12 protein-coding genes are annotated in these 16072 nt (G+C 54.1%); 3 read left to right on the forward strand and 9 right to left on the reverse strand.

All coding sequences use genetic code 11. The features are described 5' to 3' along the window. The first annotated feature begins 175 nt into the window (after positions 1–175). The 3 genes from DS878_RS00225 to pcaF are packed head-to-tail and all read left to right on the forward strand — an operon-like array spanning position 176 to position 2978. A complete protein-coding gene (locus DS878_RS00225) occupies positions 176–991 on the forward strand; it encodes a CoA transferase subunit A (RefSeq protein WP_113814281.1) in 816 nt (271 codons plus the stop codon). Further along, complete coding sequence (locus DS878_RS00230) at positions 991–1767, forward strand: CoA-transferase subunit beta (RefSeq protein WP_113813936.1); 777 nt, start codon at positions 991–993, stop codon at positions 1765–1767. The genes DS878_RS00225 and DS878_RS00230 overlap by 1 nt, the downstream gene beginning before the upstream one ends. 8 nt (positions 1768–1775) lie before the next feature. Next, on the forward strand, positions 1776–2978 hold the full coding sequence (gene pcaF / locus DS878_RS00235) for a 3-oxoadipyl-CoA thiolase (RefSeq protein WP_113813937.1): 1203 nt from the start codon (positions 1776–1778) through the stop codon (positions 2976–2978). Positions 2979–3070: 92 nt separating this feature from the next. Here the strand turns inward: pcaF and DS878_RS00240 are convergent, their stop codons facing one another. The 9 genes from DS878_RS00240 to DS878_RS00280 all read right to left on the reverse strand — a co-directional run bounded on the left by DS878_RS00240 (position 3071) and on the right by DS878_RS00280 (position 15888). Next, on the reverse strand, positions 3071–4555 hold the full coding sequence (locus DS878_RS00240; RefSeq protein ID WP_113813938.1) for a tripartite tricarboxylate transporter permease: 1485 nt from the start codon (positions 4553–4555) through the stop codon (positions 3071–3073). An 81-nt stretch (positions 4556–4636) separates the two neighbouring features. Then, complete coding sequence (locus DS878_RS00245; RefSeq protein WP_113813939.1) at positions 4637–5173, reverse strand: tripartite tricarboxylate transporter TctB family protein; 537 nt, start codon at positions 5171–5173, stop codon at positions 4637–4639. 82 nt (positions 5174–5255) lie between these two features. After that, on the reverse strand, positions 5256–6224 hold the full coding sequence (locus DS878_RS00250; RefSeq protein WP_261977532.1) for a Bug family tripartite tricarboxylate transporter substrate binding protein: 969 nt from the start codon (positions 6222–6224) through the stop codon (positions 5256–5258). Between the two features lie 196 nt (positions 6225–6420). Next, on the reverse strand, positions 6421–7200 hold the full coding sequence (locus tag DS878_RS00255; RefSeq protein ID WP_261977533.1) for an IclR family transcriptional regulator C-terminal domain-containing protein: 780 nt from the start codon (positions 7198–7200) through the stop codon (positions 6421–6423). A 165-nt stretch (positions 7201–7365) separates the two neighbouring features. Then, positions 7366–9465: a 3-hydroxyacyl-CoA dehydrogenase NAD-binding domain-containing protein gene (locus tag DS878_RS00260; RefSeq protein WP_113813942.1), complete on the reverse strand. Its 2100-nt coding sequence runs from the start codon at positions 9463–9465 to the stop codon at positions 7366–7368. Positions 9466–9560: 95 nt separating this feature from the next. Then, positions 9561–10784, reverse strand: coding sequence for a CaiB/BaiF CoA transferase family protein (locus tag DS878_RS00265; protein WP_113813943.1), 1224 nt, complete (start codon positions 10782–10784; stop codon positions 9561–9563). Positions 10785–10798: 14 nt separating this feature from the next. Further along, positions 10799–11959: an acyl-CoA dehydrogenase family protein gene (locus tag DS878_RS00270; protein ID WP_113813944.1), complete on the reverse strand. Its 1161-nt coding sequence runs from the start codon at positions 11957–11959 to the stop codon at positions 10799–10801. 390 nt (positions 11960–12349) lie between these two features. Next, a complete protein-coding gene (locus DS878_RS00275) occupies positions 12350–14827 on the reverse strand; it encodes an EAL domain-containing protein (protein ID WP_113813945.1) in 2478 nt (825 codons plus the stop codon). A gap of 8 nt (positions 14828–14835) precedes the next feature. Then, a complete protein-coding gene (locus DS878_RS00280; RefSeq protein WP_113813946.1) occupies positions 14836–15888 on the reverse strand; it encodes a spermidine/putrescine ABC transporter substrate-binding protein in 1053 nt (350 codons plus the stop codon). Positions 15889–16072 lie beyond the last annotated feature (184 nt).

The following is a 16072-nucleotide window of genomic DNA, read 5'->3' on the forward strand; positions in this document are numbered from 1 at the left end:
TTATTCAAACAGTGGAATGCATAGTATCAGCTTGTTCGTATTACGAACATCCGTGCCATCCATATAAAAACAAAGGATTTACCCTTGACGATATAAATCGAATCAAGCGATGATGTTCGCATATAAAACTTATGTTCACATATCGAACACCAAAGAACCGGTTGGAGACACTGTAATGGCCGAATTTCTCTCTCTGCGCGAGGCGGTTAGCAGGTACATCAACGATGGTGACACGGTAGCTATGGAAGGGTTTACTCACCTGATCCCATTTGCCGCCGGGCACGAAGTCATTCGTCAGAAAAAACGTGACCTCACATTGATCCGGATGACACCGGATCTGGTATACGACCAGATGATAGGTGCTGGTTGTGCCAAAAAACTGATCTTCTCATGGGGCGGCAACCCGGGGGTTGGCTCCCTGCATCGTCTGCGCGATGCGCTGGAAAACGAATGGCCAAACAGTATCGAGATCCTCGAACACAGCCACGCCGCCATGGCCTGCGCCTATGACGCCGGCGCAGCAGGCCTGCCTTTCGCGGTACTCCGTGGCTACATTGGTAGCGACCTGCCGAAAGTAAATGACCAGATCAAGTTCATCGAATGTCCGTTTACCGGCGAACAACTGGCCGCTGTACGCTCGGTTAGGCCGGATGTGGCGGTGATTCATGCCCAGCGTGCCGACCGCAATGGCAACGTGCTCATTGAAGGAATTATCGGTATTCAAAAGGAAGTGGTATTGGCAGCCAAACGCAGCATCGTCACCGTTGAGGAAGTCGTCGATGACCTCAGTGCCGGTGTGAATGCCTGCGTTCTTCCATCCTGGGCCATCACTGCGATTGCCGAGGCCCCTAAAGGCGCAAGCCCTTCCTATGCTCTGGGTTACTACGAGCGGGACAATGCCTTTTACAAAGAGTGGGACGGGATCGCCCGTGACCGGGAGACCTTCCAGGCGTGGATGAAAGCAAACGTATTTGAAAAAGGAGCTGAGTGATGAGTCTTGATTTTACATCTTCAGAAATGATGAGCGTCACTGCTGCCCGCGCGCTGAATAATGATATGACTTGCTTCGTTGGCATAGGTCTGCCCAGTGAAGCCGCCAATCTGGCCCGCCTGACGCATGCTCCTGATATCACCCTTATCTATGAATCCGGCACCCTCCAGACCCGGCCGGATGTTCTGCCTCTGTCCATCGGCGATGGCGATCTGTGCGAGTCAGCCCTGACCACGGTGTCGGTACCGGAGATGTTCCGCTATTGGCTGCAGGGCGGCCACATAAGCGTTGGCTTTCTGGGGACTGCCCAGATTGATCGCTACGCCAACCTGAATACCACGCTGATTGGTGATTACCGGGCGCCGAAAGTCCGCCTGCCCGGTGGCGGCGGCGCTCCGGAAATAGCCACCAACGCGAAAGAAGTTTTTATCACTTTGAAACACTCCAAACGCACCTTTGTGAAGGATGTAGACTTCCTCACCACCGTCGGCTTTGGACGTGACGGCAAGGCCCGGGACAACCTGCCCAACATTGGACGCGGCCCGACTGTTGTCATCACCGACCTGTGCATTCTCAAGCCCGACCCGGAATCAAAAGAACTGGTCGTGCACCAGTTACATCCAGGCGTGACCCGCGAAGACGTGATCAACGCAACTGGCTGGGAGATCCGCTTCGCAGACGAACTCGGAACCACTCCCGCCCCCACTGCCGAAGAGCTGGAGGTGCTGCGTAACCTGAAAGCACGCACTGCGGCTCACCATGCAGGCCAACATTGAGGTTTATTATGACTGATGTATTTTTATGCCACCCCCGCCGCTCGGCCATCGGCCGTTTTGGCGGTACCCTGGCCAGTGTCCGCCCGGACGATCTGGCTGCGCAAATATTCAAAGCAGTACTGGCTCAGGCCCCCGAACTGGATCCGGCCGCCATCGACGAAGTGATCATGGGATGTGCCAACCAGGCAGGTGAAGATAATCGCAATGTAGCGCGTATGTCAGCTCTGCTCGCCGGGCTACCCACTTCTGTACCGGGCACCACCATGAACCGGTTATGTGGCTCCGGCATGGACTCAGTAGGTACTGCATTTCGCGCCATTCGCGCCGGCGAAATGGATCTGGTGCTGGCAGGCGGTGTCGAATCCATGTCACGGGCGCCCTACGTGATGGGCAAAGCCGATAGCGGTTTCTCCCGGAGCCAGAAAATTGAGGACACCACCATCGGCTGGCGTTTTGTGAACCCGCTGATGAAGAAAGAGTTCGGCGTGGACTCTATGCCGGAAACAGCCGAGAACGTGGCCGAACAGTTCAGTGTATCTCGGGAAGATCAGGATCTGTTCGCACTCCGCTCCCAGCAGAAAGCCGCCAAAGCCCAGAGCGAAGGCATTTTTGCAGAGGAAATCGTGCCGGTTCTGATACCTCGCCGTAAACAGGAAGCGCTGGTATTCGACGCTGACGAGCACCCCCGCAGTACAACCCTGGACAAGCTTGCAGCCTTGCCTGCCCCGTTCCGGGAAGGCGGTAGCATTACTGCTGGCAACGCATCTGGTGTGAATGATGGTGCCGCCGCCATGCTCGTCGCCAGCGCAGAGGCCGTAAAGCAACACAACCTCAAGCCTATGGCTAAAATTCTGGGCATGGCTACCGCTGGCGTTGAACCGCGCATCATGGGTATAGGACCTGTACCCGCAACCCGCAAGTTGCTGGAAAAGCAGGGCATCAGCATAGATGATATTGACGTAATCGAACTGAACGAAGCCTTCGCCGCACAGGGGCTGGCCGTGATGAGAGAGCTTGGTATTGCCGATGATGACCCTCGGGTAAACCCCAACGGTGGCGCCATCGCCCTCGGCCACCCACTGGGCATGTCCGGTACCCGCCTGATCATGACAGCCGCCCACCAGCTGCAACGCACCGGTGGACGCTATGCGTTGTGCACCATGTGTATCGGAGTCGGCCAGGGAATCGCAACCCTTATTGAACGGGTATAGGCAATAACGCAAAGAGCCCCGGTGTTGCCGGGGCTCCTCAGTTATCTAAAGAGTGTCTCTGCCCCCTGCCTTGTCAGATCAGACCACCGCAATCACCCCAACGCATCTTCTTTCCTGGCCACCCAGTAGCGACGAATCGCAAATATCAGGGAGGCGGCAGTGAAAAGAACGAAAACCCAGGTAATCGGCCCCCGGAAGAAAATCGACAGATCACCCTTGCTGATAAGCATGGTGCGTCTCAGGTTATCTTCAAACATAGGCCCGAGAATAAAGCCTATCAGGAACGGCGCAGCAGCAATCCCTGTCCGGTTAAACACAAAACCAAGCACACCGAAGGCCAGCATCAAGCCAATATCAAAGGTGCTGTTATTAACCGCATAGGCCCCATAGATACAGAACATCAATACGATGGGCAACAGGATGGTTTTGGGGATGTCAGCGATAAGAGAAAAGTAACGAATAGCCGCGTTACCAACAAATACAAGCACAAAAGAGCTGACCATAATGCCGCAGAACAACGCATAGACCAGCGTCAGGTTTTCCTGGAACAGAACCGGGCCCGGTGTAAGGCCGTGAATCATGAATGCGCCCAGAATGATGGCCGTGATCACATCGCCCGGAATACCCAAAGAGAGCAATGGAATCAGTGTCGCGCCCGCAACACCATTGTTACCGGACTCAGCTGCTGCAACACCCTCAATTTCACCCTTGCCGAAATTGGCTTTACGGGAAGACGTGCGCTTGGCTTCGCTGTAGGAAATGAACGCAGCCGAGGTAGCGCCCGTACCGGGAATCGCGCCGATGATAACGCCGATAAGACTACCGCGAACGATGGTTTTCAACAGGCCCTTGAACTCTTGCCATGTCAGCGATGCTCCGCTGACCGCAGTACGAATGTGCGGAGCGACCCTGGATGTGTAGAACTCAATCACCTCAGGAATCGCAAACAGACCAATCAGCAGTGGAATAAAGGATACCCGGTCCATCAGGTTGTAGTTATCAAAGGTCAGCCGCTGAGTGCCGTAAACCGCATCCAGGCCAATGGTGGAAACAATGATGCCCAGGCCAGCTGCAATCAGGCCTTTGACTACCGAGCTGCCAGATACAGAAACAATGATGGTCAGCGAGAAACAGATGAGCCAGAAATATTCTGGTGGGCCGAAGTTGAGTGCAATTTTCGCCAGGTAGGACGCAAAAAAGATCAGGGCAATATTGGAAATCATATCCGCCACTACGGATGAGTACAACGCCGTTTTCAAGGCTTTCTTGGCCTTGCCTTGCTGCGCCATGGGGTAGCCATCCAGCAGCGTACAGGCGGATGCCGGGGACCCCGGTGTGCGGATCAGAATAGCAGTAATCGAACCACCGTACATTCCACCTTTATAGATACCTACCAGCAGCAGAATGGCTGTAACCGGTTCCATGGAGAAGGTAAATGGCAAAGCCAGTGCCACTGCCATTGTGGCCGTTAGCCCCGGGATGGCACCTACGACGACACCGACAAGAACCCCCACCGCAATGGCAAAAAAATTATCAACACTCAGAAAGAGCGTCAGAACTTCAGAAAAGTTTTCCATTTTGAGCAACCCAAATACGTAATACCTGATAACAGACTGACGTCGTTATCTGCATGCACTCCCAATAATCAGGCGCGCGGTTCAGATCAGGGAGAGCGACTCCCAAAGCGTTCCGGGAGGAAGAGGAACATTGAGCACATAAATAAACAGCAAGGTCACGACGGCGGGAAAGACGATCGCCAGGGCATACACCCAAAGGTTGCGCAGACCACTTGCGAGAAACAGCAGAACGCAGGCAAGCACACCGCTGCCAATGGCTCCAAGCTGTTCAAAAAACAGAACGTAAACAACCCCGGCGGCAACCATCAACAGCTGGCGAACGATTGGAACGCCACGGCGGAACTCGTCTGTTTCAGTCCGCTTAGGTGGTTTGACCAGACCATCAATCATCAGAAGAATCGAAAGTGCCAACACCAGCCAACCCGCAAGCTGGGGTAAAAATCGTGGAGACAACAGCGGGTGCTGCATATGAGCAGGTATTTCGATGTGTGTGGGAACAACGTAAAACAAGAAGCCCGCAGCCAGAACAGAAAAAATGCCCCCCAGAATCGAGTTCGGGTTACACCTGCCACAATGGGACTCGCTGGCCGCGCCGAATTGCAGTTCAGACTTTTCCATGATTAGGCCCTGTATGCCGTTCTGCCTCAAAGAAAAGGGCGGGCCTACCGATTGGATAAGCCCGCCCCGAAACCAGCCTGTATCAACGTTTCAGATTTGCTTTCTCTGCAACGTCAGACCACTTTTTCAACTCGCTCTGAACAAAATCACGGAAGTCATCTCCCACGACTGTTCCGGCTTCTGCGCCAAACTGTGGCAGGAACTTCTGGAAGTCCTCTCCCGCCATAACCTTATCAAGAGCTGCCTGAAGCTTGACCATCCCTTCTTCCGGGAAAGACTTGTGCGCAATCAAACCGAACCAGGCCGAGGTCTCATAGGTCTCAAGGCCATAACCTTTGCCTGCTTCCTGCATTGGTGGTACGTCTGGCAAAAACTCTGAAGCAGTCGGGGTCGTCACCGCCAGTGCTTTGAGTTTGCCTGACTGAATGTGGGGATAAACCGTCGGCATATTCTCAAACGCCACATCCACATCACCTGACAGCAGAGCTGGAAGCGCCTCACCTGAACCACGGAAGGGTACATGAACCAGTTTGGTCTGGGTCAGGTTCTTGAACAGTTCACCTGACATGTGAACCGAGCTGCCGATACCAGGTGAGCTGAAAGACAGCTCTTGCTCACGGGCAGCCTCTACAAATTCAGCAACAGTGTTATAAGGGCTGTCGCCCGGCACAACCATCACGTTCGGAATATTGATCACGTTGCGTACGAAGGCAAAGTCAGCCACCGGATCGTAACGCAGGTTCGGATACAGGGACGCGCCGATCGTATGGCCGGGGGAGGCCATCAACAACATATGATCTGAACCACGCCCACCACGCGCCAACTGACCCGTTGCCACTGTAGATCCGGCACCAGGACGGTTCTCGACAACGACGGTGGTCAGCTCTTTTTGCAGCAAATCAGCTACCTTTCGGGACAACAGATCCGTGGTACCACCAGCAGAATAGGGAACCACCAGACGAATATTGTCCTCCGGCCATTCATCAGCCTGCGCCAACCCGCCCAAAGACAGTGATACAGCAGCCAGAGAGCACAGAATCTTAGTTTTCACTCGACTTTTCATTAATTTCATCATTTTTGTGGTTATCCTACTCGGTAACAATACCTGTTCGCTTATCGAACTTATGTTCGCTAATTGCTCGCGGACGTAATCTCACATATTCATAAACAAGGTGCAAGATTTTTTCCCCCTGATTCAGCCAACAGCTTCAGGGAAAATGAGTCGCCAGCTACGTATTTGCCGGGATTCAGGGCAGGAGGTCGGTAAGTTTCCGGGCAGCTTGCTGCATTATCGGCACATATTCCCGGATAATCTGATCCTTTGAGACCGAGCTGACATGGCTACTGGAGTTAAGTGCAAACCGGGCTGTTCCGCGACGGTCCAGCACCGGCACCGCAAGCGCGCGCATCCCCAGCTCCAGCTCCTGGTCCACAATGGCATAGCCATCAGAGCGAATATTTTTCAGCTCTGCTCGCAAGGCATCCGGCCCCTTGGTATAAGCCGTCAGTTTTTCAAAATGCGTTTTTTCAATGAGATCATCCAGCTCAGGGAGCTGCAGTGCCGACATAAGAATACGCCCGCCAGAAGTGGCGTAGGCGGGCAAACGGGCTCCAATCTGAAGGTTAAGTGGAATCAGACCACGGCGGGGAATCCGGGCAACATAGACAATATCGACACCATCGAGCACCTGTGCCGAACAGGATTCACCAAGCTTGTATGAGACCTCCTCCATAACGGGCGTAATCGCTTCCGAGAAATCCAGAGTCGCAAGGTAAGAGTATCCAAGCTCAAGAACTTTGGCAGTCAGACCAAATTTCTTGTCATTCTGAGAGACATAGCCCAGCTTCTGCAATGTCAGCAGAAAACGGCGCGCAGACGCCCTCGACAAGTTGTTTTTTTCCGCAACTGCCGACAGCGTCATTGATGGAGTTTCTGTGTCAAATGATCGTATGACTTCAAGCCCGCGTGCAAACGTTGACAGGAACTCCTTGTCTGCACCGGCAGCATCCGTATTCTGGCGACTCACCCTGATTCATCCCTTCCGAATTAGCCTCAGCAACCATTTGATAACTGGTTGGTTGCTCGAAGCGGCGGATAATGACAGCGACGAATCGGCTATGCAAGCCACCTGCCCTCAAGGCGGACCAGGGGCTGGCATCTGTACCAAACCCCCGGTTTATGGGCCCAGATCTCAGTTCTTTTTAGCCATCCAGTCACCCAGAGTCTGGTTATTTCTGACCAGTTCTGTCAGCAAGGGGGCCGGGGCCCAGTGCGCCTCGCCAGTGCTTTTATGCAGGCTCTCGATACGCTCGTACACGGCGCTCAGTCCGCGCTGACTGGCATAAAACATGGGGCCACCCCGGTAGGAAGGAAAGCCATAACCGTGAACATACACAACGTCAATATCGCCCGGACGCTGTGCAATGCCTTCTTCGAGAATACGGAAACCTTCGTTGATCAGAGCCATCAGGTGCCGGTCCAGAATCTCTTCATCGCTGAGCACACGACGCTCTACACCCTGTAGCTTTGCCTGCTCTTCTATAACAGCAAGAACTTCCGGGTCCGCTGAGCGGGCACGGGTATCAGGGTCGTAACGATAGTATCCGGCGCCTGTCTTTTGCCCCAGTCTGCCCATTTCAACCAGCGCATCGGCAATGCAATAGCTGCGGGGATCACCCTTTTGCTCATCCGTCAGCGCCTGGCGTGCCTTGTACCCGATATCGAGGCCCGCAAGATCGCCCACGGCCAGCGGGCCCATGGCCATGCCAAACCGGGTCAGCACACCATCAATCTGACCGGGTTCCGCACCCTCAATCATGCAAAGCTGGGCTTCGCGCGCGTATTGCCTCAACATCCGGTTCCCAATGAAGCCGTAGCAAACACCCGCCAGCACCGGCACCTTGCCTATGCGTTTGCCCAGAGCCATAGCCGTGGCAATAACATCTTCCGCAGTCTTGTCTGCGCGTACAACCTCAAGCAGACGCATAACGTTCGCCGGGCTGAAGAAGTGCAACCCCACAACATCCTGAGGGCGCGAGGTCGCTGCAGCAATCTCGTTGACATCCAGATACGAGGTGTTCGACGCCAGAATAGCGCCCTCTTTGCAGACCTGATCAAGGCGGCCAAACACCTGCCTCTTCACGTCCATGCTTTCGAAAACGGCTTCGATCACCAGGTCAACATCCGCCAGATCTTCGTAATCCGTGGTGCCGCTGATCAAACCCTGACGGGCAACTGCCTGCTCTTGCGATAGCTTGCCTTTGCTGACAGTGGTGGCGTAGTTCCTGGCAATCAGCGCCTGGCCTGCATCCAGAGCCTTCTGGTTCAGTTCCAGCAGGGTCACAGGGATACCTGCATTGGCAAAGGACATGGCAATTCCACCACCCATGGTGCCGGCACCAATGATAGCCACGCGATCAATGGCCCGGGGCGCGACGGCCTTATCAAGCCCTGGCACTTTAGGTGCCTGACGTTCAGCAAAGAAGATATGCCGCAAAGCCGCCGATTGCTCCGACTGACAACACTCGACAAAGCGGGAGCGCTCGTAAACCAGCCCCTCATCAAACGACTTCTCCATCGCAGCCTCGATGCAGTCAACAATACGCTGAGGCGCTTCCTGCCCACGTTTGCGCTTACGAAGCAGGTTGCGATATGCATCAAACGCTTCGCTGTCGAAACTCTCCTGCGGAATGGCAATTTCACTAATACGCCTTGGCCCGGCGCCCGCAGTTATCAGTTCACGGGCATATGCCAGCGCCGATTCCTCAACCTGACCATCAAACACACGATCAATCAGACCCTGCTCCAGTGCTTTCTGAGCGCTTATTTTCTGCCCGCTGGTGATCATATCGAGAGCAGCCTTCACGCCAATCAACCGGGGTACCCTCTGGGTCCCTCCCGCGCCGGGTAAAAGCCCAAGATTGACCTCAGGCAGTCCAACCGCTGCAGAGTCTAGCGCGCAGCGGTAATGACAGCTCAGTGCCAATTCAAAGCCACCACCCAGGGCGGTGCCATGTATTGCTGCGATCACTGGTTTGGCGGAGTCTTCAATCGCTGCGTTTACCTGGGGCAGAGAAGGCTCTTCGATCGGCTTGCCGAATTCGCTGATGTCGGCACCAGCGATAAACGTGCGGCCTTCGCACAGAATAACAATGGCTTTGGAGTCGTCTGTCTGTGCGGTGGTGATGGCCTCAAGAACGCCCTTGCGCACTCCGTGAGACAGGGCATTCACCGGCGGGTTATTAATACTGATAACGGCTAGTTCATCAACTCGACGATAAGAAACCAACATGGAGAGGGTTCTCCTCCTGGATTGAATAGCGGAAGCCGCGCTCTGCGCAGCGGCTTCCGGAGATGGAAATAATTGAAGAGCATGCAGCGGATAAACTAGAGAACGCCTCTGGCCCGCAAAGATGCAATTTCTTCCGGAGACTTATCCAGCAAACGCTGAAGGACCGCATCTGTATCCTCTCCCAGCAGGGGGGGCGCTTTGCGATAGACTTGCTGGGTTTTGGAAAACTTGATCGGGTTGGCGATCCCCGGCACTTTCCCCAGCTGAGGGTGCTCCAGCTCGATTTTCATGTTGCGGGCCTGCACCTGGGGATCTTCAAAGACTTCCGCAAGATTCTGAATGGGACCACAGGGGACATGCACTCCGACCAGGCAATCCATCCATTCCCGGCTGGTTCTGGTACGAGTGGTCTCGCACAGCTTGCCGACCAGCTCTTCCCTGTGGAGGACCCTCTGTGGGTTAGTCACAAAGCGTGGATCTTCCGCCAGCTCGGTCCGCCCCATTGCCTCGCACAAACGCTGAAACTGTCCATCGTTCCCGACGGCAATGATGACCTTCCCGTCTTTGGTGGGGAATGGCTGATAGGGAGCAAGATTGGGGTGATACTCTCCGGTGCGCCCGGGCACATTTCCGCTGCAGAAATAATTCAGGGCCTGATTAGCCATCCAGCTGACCTGCACATCCAGCAGCGCCATGTCGATGTGCTGCCCCTCACCGGTGTTAGTGCGGTGATGAACAGCTGACAGGATTGCAATCACGGAGTTCATACCGGTGGTCAGATCGGCTACCGCCATTCCCACTCGCATCGGGCCTGCGCCAGGCTCGCCATCGGGGACACCGGTAATGCTCATCAGCCCGGACTGTGCCTGAATCAGATAGTCGTAGCCCGCATCCGCCGCCATCGGGCCGGTATGACCGAACCCGGTGACAGAACAGTAAATCAGACCGGGGTTGATTTTGGACAGGTCAGAATATCCCAGACCTTTTTTGTCGAGTCCTCCGGTTTTGAAGTTCTCAACCAGCACGTCGCACTCTGCAACCAGCTCCCGAATAATCGCCTGCCCGTCCGGACTGCCGATGTCCAGGGTGACCGAGTGTTTTCCCCGGTTGGCGGAAAGGTAATAGGCTGACTGTTTGGTGGTATTGCCCTGTGCATCCTTGAACCAGGGAGGCCCCCAGTGACGGGTGTCATCACCCAGGCCCGGTCGCTCGATCTTGATAACCTCGGCACCCAGATCTGCGAGGATCTGGGTGCACCAGGGGCCTGCCATAACGCGGGATAAATCAAGTACTCGAATACCTGACAATGGGCCTGACATAAGGGTCTCCTAGATCAAAGGGTGTTTTGGGCGTTACGGATAATCTGTTTGGCAATAACCAGTTGCTGGATCTGAGAAGTGCCTTCGTACAAGCGGAACAGGCGCACATCCCGGTAAAAACGCTCGACACAGTATTCACTGATATAACCTGCCCCACCGTGAACCTGCACGGCGCGATCAGCAACGCGACCTACCATTTCAGTGCAGTACAATTTGCAGCTGGCCGCATTCAGGGAAACAGGTTCACCGGCGTCGTAGGAGCGCGCTGTCGCTTCGACCATACACTTGCCGGCATAGTACTCTGTCTGGCTATCAGCAAGCATTGCCTGCACCAGTTGGAAGTTGCTGATTTCAGTTCCGAATTGCTTGCGTTGAGTGGCGTAGTTAACACTCTCATCAATCAGACGCCTGGCGGTACCCACACTCAGGGCGCTTATGTGGAGGCGTCCCCGGTCCAGCACCTTCATCGCGGTTTTAAAACCCTGGCCTTCCTTGCCACCGATCAGCGCATCCGCCGGTACCCGCACGTTTTCAAAAATAACATCACAGGTATGTGCTCCTTTCTGCCCCATCTTCTTATCGGGCTTGCCCAGTGATATACCTGGCAGCGTTGCATCCACCAGGAATGCAGACACTCCCCGGCCGCCTTCTTCACGAGTGCCGGTTCTTGCCATCACGGTGAACACCCCGGCACGGGGAGCGTTAGTGATAAAGCGTTTGCTTCCGTTGATAATATAATCATCACCGTCGCGACGAGCACTGGTCATAACCGAGCCGGCATCAGAACCCGCATCGGCCTCGGTGAGAGCAAACGAACCAATCAACTCTCCTGTGGCCAGCCTGGGCAGGTATCTGGCTTTCTGCTCAGGAGTGCCATCAATCACAATACCCTGGGAGCCAATACCAACGTTGGTGCCGAACATGGAACGGAACACCGGCGAGGTGTATCCCATTTCCTGGATAATGGCCACTTCTTCAGCCATGCTCAGGCCCAGCCCCCCGAACTCCTCTGGAATGGACAAACCGAACAGGCCCATTTCCTTCATTTCATCAATCACTTCTTCGGGGATACGGTCTTCTTCCGCAACCTGCATCTCCAGCGGTATAAGGCGATCCCGCACATAACGGCGCACGCTCTCGATGAATTGGTTCAGAGTTTCTTGATCAAGCGCCATTGCGGCCTCCACACTTATTGCGAATTAACGAAAACTGCCCATCAAAGGGGCAGGGAAATACAGAAAATAAATGCCCTAAAAGGACGGTTGTATCGATCAGGGCAAAACAAGACAGGTTTCAGCCGCAAGAGGCTATCCGCGCGTCACGCCGGTATGGCGTTCCGGCAATACGGCGTTGGGAAATCACTATCGGGTCCTTCGACGCACCGAGCATTGCAGAAGAACTATCCGGCAAGAACACCGCTGCGGCAAAACACCGGGAGGGCAAGATACCATCTCAAAAAAGAAGCCACTATATATACTTTATATACATCCGATATAATTTTTGTATATCTTGCCACTACAACAATCCGATACCTCTCTCATGGGTGGGCTGAGGGGCATCCTTGGTTACAGTACTGACTGAAGTATGTTTTCTGCTTTTCGACTCTGTAGAAACTCCGTCATTTCGGCCACAGGCAATGGCCGGCATAGCAGGTAACCCTGAAGCTGGCCACAACCTTCATCAGCCAAACGAACTGCCTGCTCCGGGGTCTCAACGCCCTCGGCAGTGGAGCGGAGACCCAGGCTTTTTGCGATAAACAGAACAGCCGATACGATGGCTGCATCCTTGGGATCCACGAGCATGTCCCGCACAAAAGTTTTATCAATCTTGAGCTTGCCTATAGGCAGCTCCTGCAAAAGGCTGAGGGACGAGTATCCGGTACCAAAATCATCCAGTGAAATTGTCACACCTTTTTGACGTAACGCATCCAGTTCACCGATCACTTCCGGCCTGATTCTCATCAGCGCGGTTTCTGTGATTTCCAGCTCCAGTTGCCAGGGAGCGAGATCGTTGTCGTCCAATACTTCACTGACAATCGTGAACAGGTCCTGGCGCTGTAGCTGTATGGCTGAAACATTGACAGAAACACTGGCATCGCCAAGCCCTGCAGCCTGCCATATACGTAATTGACGCCCGGCTTCGCGCAGAACCCATTCGCCAATAGGCAGAATCAAACCGCTATCCTCCGCAATGGGGATAAATCGGTCCGGAGAAATAATTCCCTCCAGCGGGTCGTTCCAGCGCAGAAGAGCCTCCAGTCCGACAACCTTACCGGTTTTTGCCTCCACCAACGGCTGATAGTGAAGCTCTAATTCGCTGTTTTCTATAGCACGCCTGAGCCTACCCTCCAGTGAAATATGGTCAAATACCGCAAGGTTGTATGAAGCGGAATAGAACTGGAAATTGTTACGCCCCTGTTCCTTGGCCTGATACATAGCGGCATCCGCACGCTTGATCAGATCATCCACCTCGGTACCGTCATCAGGAAACAACGAGATTCCAATACTGGTGCTGCTGTATATTTCCTGACCATCAAAATGGAACGGCACCTTCATGAGATCCAGAATGCGCGCGGCAACCTTGGCGGCATCCTGAGTTCCACTGATTCTGGGCAAGAGTACAACGAACTCGTCACCGCCCAGGCGAGCGAGAAGGTGCGAGGCATTCTGAAGCACCTCCTCGCAGATAAAATCTTCAGCCCGTAAAACCGAGGTGAGACGGGCTGACATTTCCTTGAGAAGCTGGTCCCCCACCTGATGCCCAAGGGTGTCATTAACCCGTTTGAAGTTATCCAGATCAAGGAATAGCACCGCCATTTTGGCTCCCTTGCAATGGGCAAGAGAGATCATATGGCGCAGATTTTCATGGGCCCGGAACCGGTTAGGCAGGCCAGTAAGGCTGTCGTGGTAGGCCAGCCGCTCCACCTTGACACGCGAGCTTTCCAGACTGCCCGCCATTTCCTGAAAGCTCCTCGCCAACTGTCCCAACTCATCGTTGGCCGACAGCCCGATCTCCGGTGACAGATTTCCATGACCGATCTCTCGGACGGCTCCCTTTAACTGTTTCAATGGACGAACGATAAGGGTATTCATCGCCATCAACAGCGCTATCACCATCAATACAACTGTGCCGAATATAATCCATACGACAATATTTCCCAGCCGCTGGCTTTCTGCGAGGAGCTCCCGCTCCGGCAATACCCCGATCAGCAGCAAGTCTTCGTTCAGGCGCCGGGTTGCCAACAGACTCTGCGCCTCCTGAAAAAGAACCGGCATAAGCTGCTCAGGTTCTTCTGAACCCAGGATCCTGTTCATCAGCGACGCCGGTATATGCTGGCCCAGTTGGGACGGGTCACGATGAAAAAGGATCCTGCCGCGTTCATCGACGACAAGTGTATGGCCGTTTTCGCCAATCCGGCTCACAGCTATCTGTTCCGCCATGAAATCCAGACTCATAGTGACGACCAGATAACCTCGCAATATCGGGCTGCCATTGAGGGGATCCTGAGTAACCGGATCAATCAACCGGACAGGTCGCGCGACCTGCAGCGATACCCCATGGCTATCCGGGGGAGTGGAAATCTGGACAAATGTCTCGCCCTCAAAGCGGCTGAGCTCCTGAAAGAAAGGTGTATCGCCTTCGTCTTCAGCAGCGTTTGGTATTGACATCAAGGTGGCACGAGCATCCTCGTAGCCGTCCGGTAGCAGGAAACGAATTTCGGTGTAATCTGGATAGGCATGCAGATAGCTGAAAAACAGCTTCAGCAGGGACGGCAGCATTAACACATACCGCTCTTCCTCATCTTCCGTCAGCGCATACGCGCGCATCAGCGAGGCATCCGCAAACAGTCTGGCATTAGCCTTTGCAACGTCCTGATGCATCTGAAAGCTGCGCGCCGTTTGATCCATTAACGCTGTCATCTGGCTGGAACTGCGCTCTACCGCGCTTGAACGTAACTGGTCATAGGCCAGCCATCCCAGAATCATTAGTGGAATCACAGCCAGGGGAACCACAACTAAAAGAACCTTGGCATGAAGGCGCATAAGGTAAATCAGCCTCCCTGAACGAGGCGTGAAACAATAGCTGCCTGGCGCTTTTGAGCCCGGGGAGGCAGGCGTCCATAGGCTTCCGAGTTTTCCAGTGCCTCTCCGGTCGGGTAAATTACCGGATCATTCCTGAACTCAGCCGGCAGCAATGCTTCTGCAGACAGGTTGGGTGTAGCATAGTGAGTAAACTGCGCCAACCGCGCAGCGATCTCCGGCTCATTGAGGAAGTTAATGAAACGTTTGGCATCTGCCTTTCTGGGAGAGGCGCTCAGTACACTCAGATAGTCCGTCCAGATGTTGCCACCCTCTTTCGGAAGCACAAACGCAATATTGTCGCTATGCTGCTGCAGCATCCGCATATCCCCGTTATACATCATGCTCATGACAATCTGACCTGTCAGCAGGGCAGAATCCGCGCCAATGGATATATAACGATAAGTCTTGACCGCCGGAGCCTGTGCCTGCAGCAGCGCCTCTGCCTCTTGCAGCGCCTTCTCGTCAGTAGTATTGAGAGAATAGCCCAGAGCTTTGAGGGCCACGCCAACAATATCTTTGTTATCTCCAATCATGCTGATTTTTCCGTGGAGCTCTTCTGCGGGCTGCAACAGATCCATCCAGCTTGAAACTGTGAAGGGGACGAGATCCTTGCGATAGACTATACCAATTGTCCCCCAGGAATAGGGCACTCCATAATTTTCGGCTTGCTCAAAGGCACTGCGCCAGCGTGGATTAACGTGCTTCAGGTTCGGGATACTCGACTCATCCAGGGGTTCGAGCCAACCCCGCTTGGCCAGGATCCGGATAGAAGAACCGTTGACAAGAGCCAGGTCGAATCCTTTACCCTCAGTCTCGAGCAGTAACTCATCCCGGGTCGTATCCGAGTCGAAATATCTTTGTTTGACGCTGATACCTGTGCGCTGTTCGAACTCCACCAGAATATCCGGATCCATGTAATTCGCCCAGTTAAGGAACACCAGTTCTTTGGGCTCAGACGCTTGCGCGAAAACTGCAGTAACAAGCAGAACAAGAGTTACGAATATCGTCTTACCAGAAAACATAATTTATCCATCGATTGCAGGCGACAAGGCAGCTTTAATCAAGCAGGATTCATACCACGCTGAACTCGGGGTTTGATTCTTTACCAACGTTAACCCGACACTCTCCATGGAACCGGATCCCGGGTCACCTCAAAGTAACAATTACGAAACATCCAGTCACTAGACTTTCGGTCACGCCAACCCC

The sequence above is a fragment of the Marinobacter sp. F3R11 genome (assembly GCF_003318275.1).
Classification (GTDB): Bacteria; Pseudomonadota; Gammaproteobacteria; order Pseudomonadales; family Oleiphilaceae; genus Marinobacter.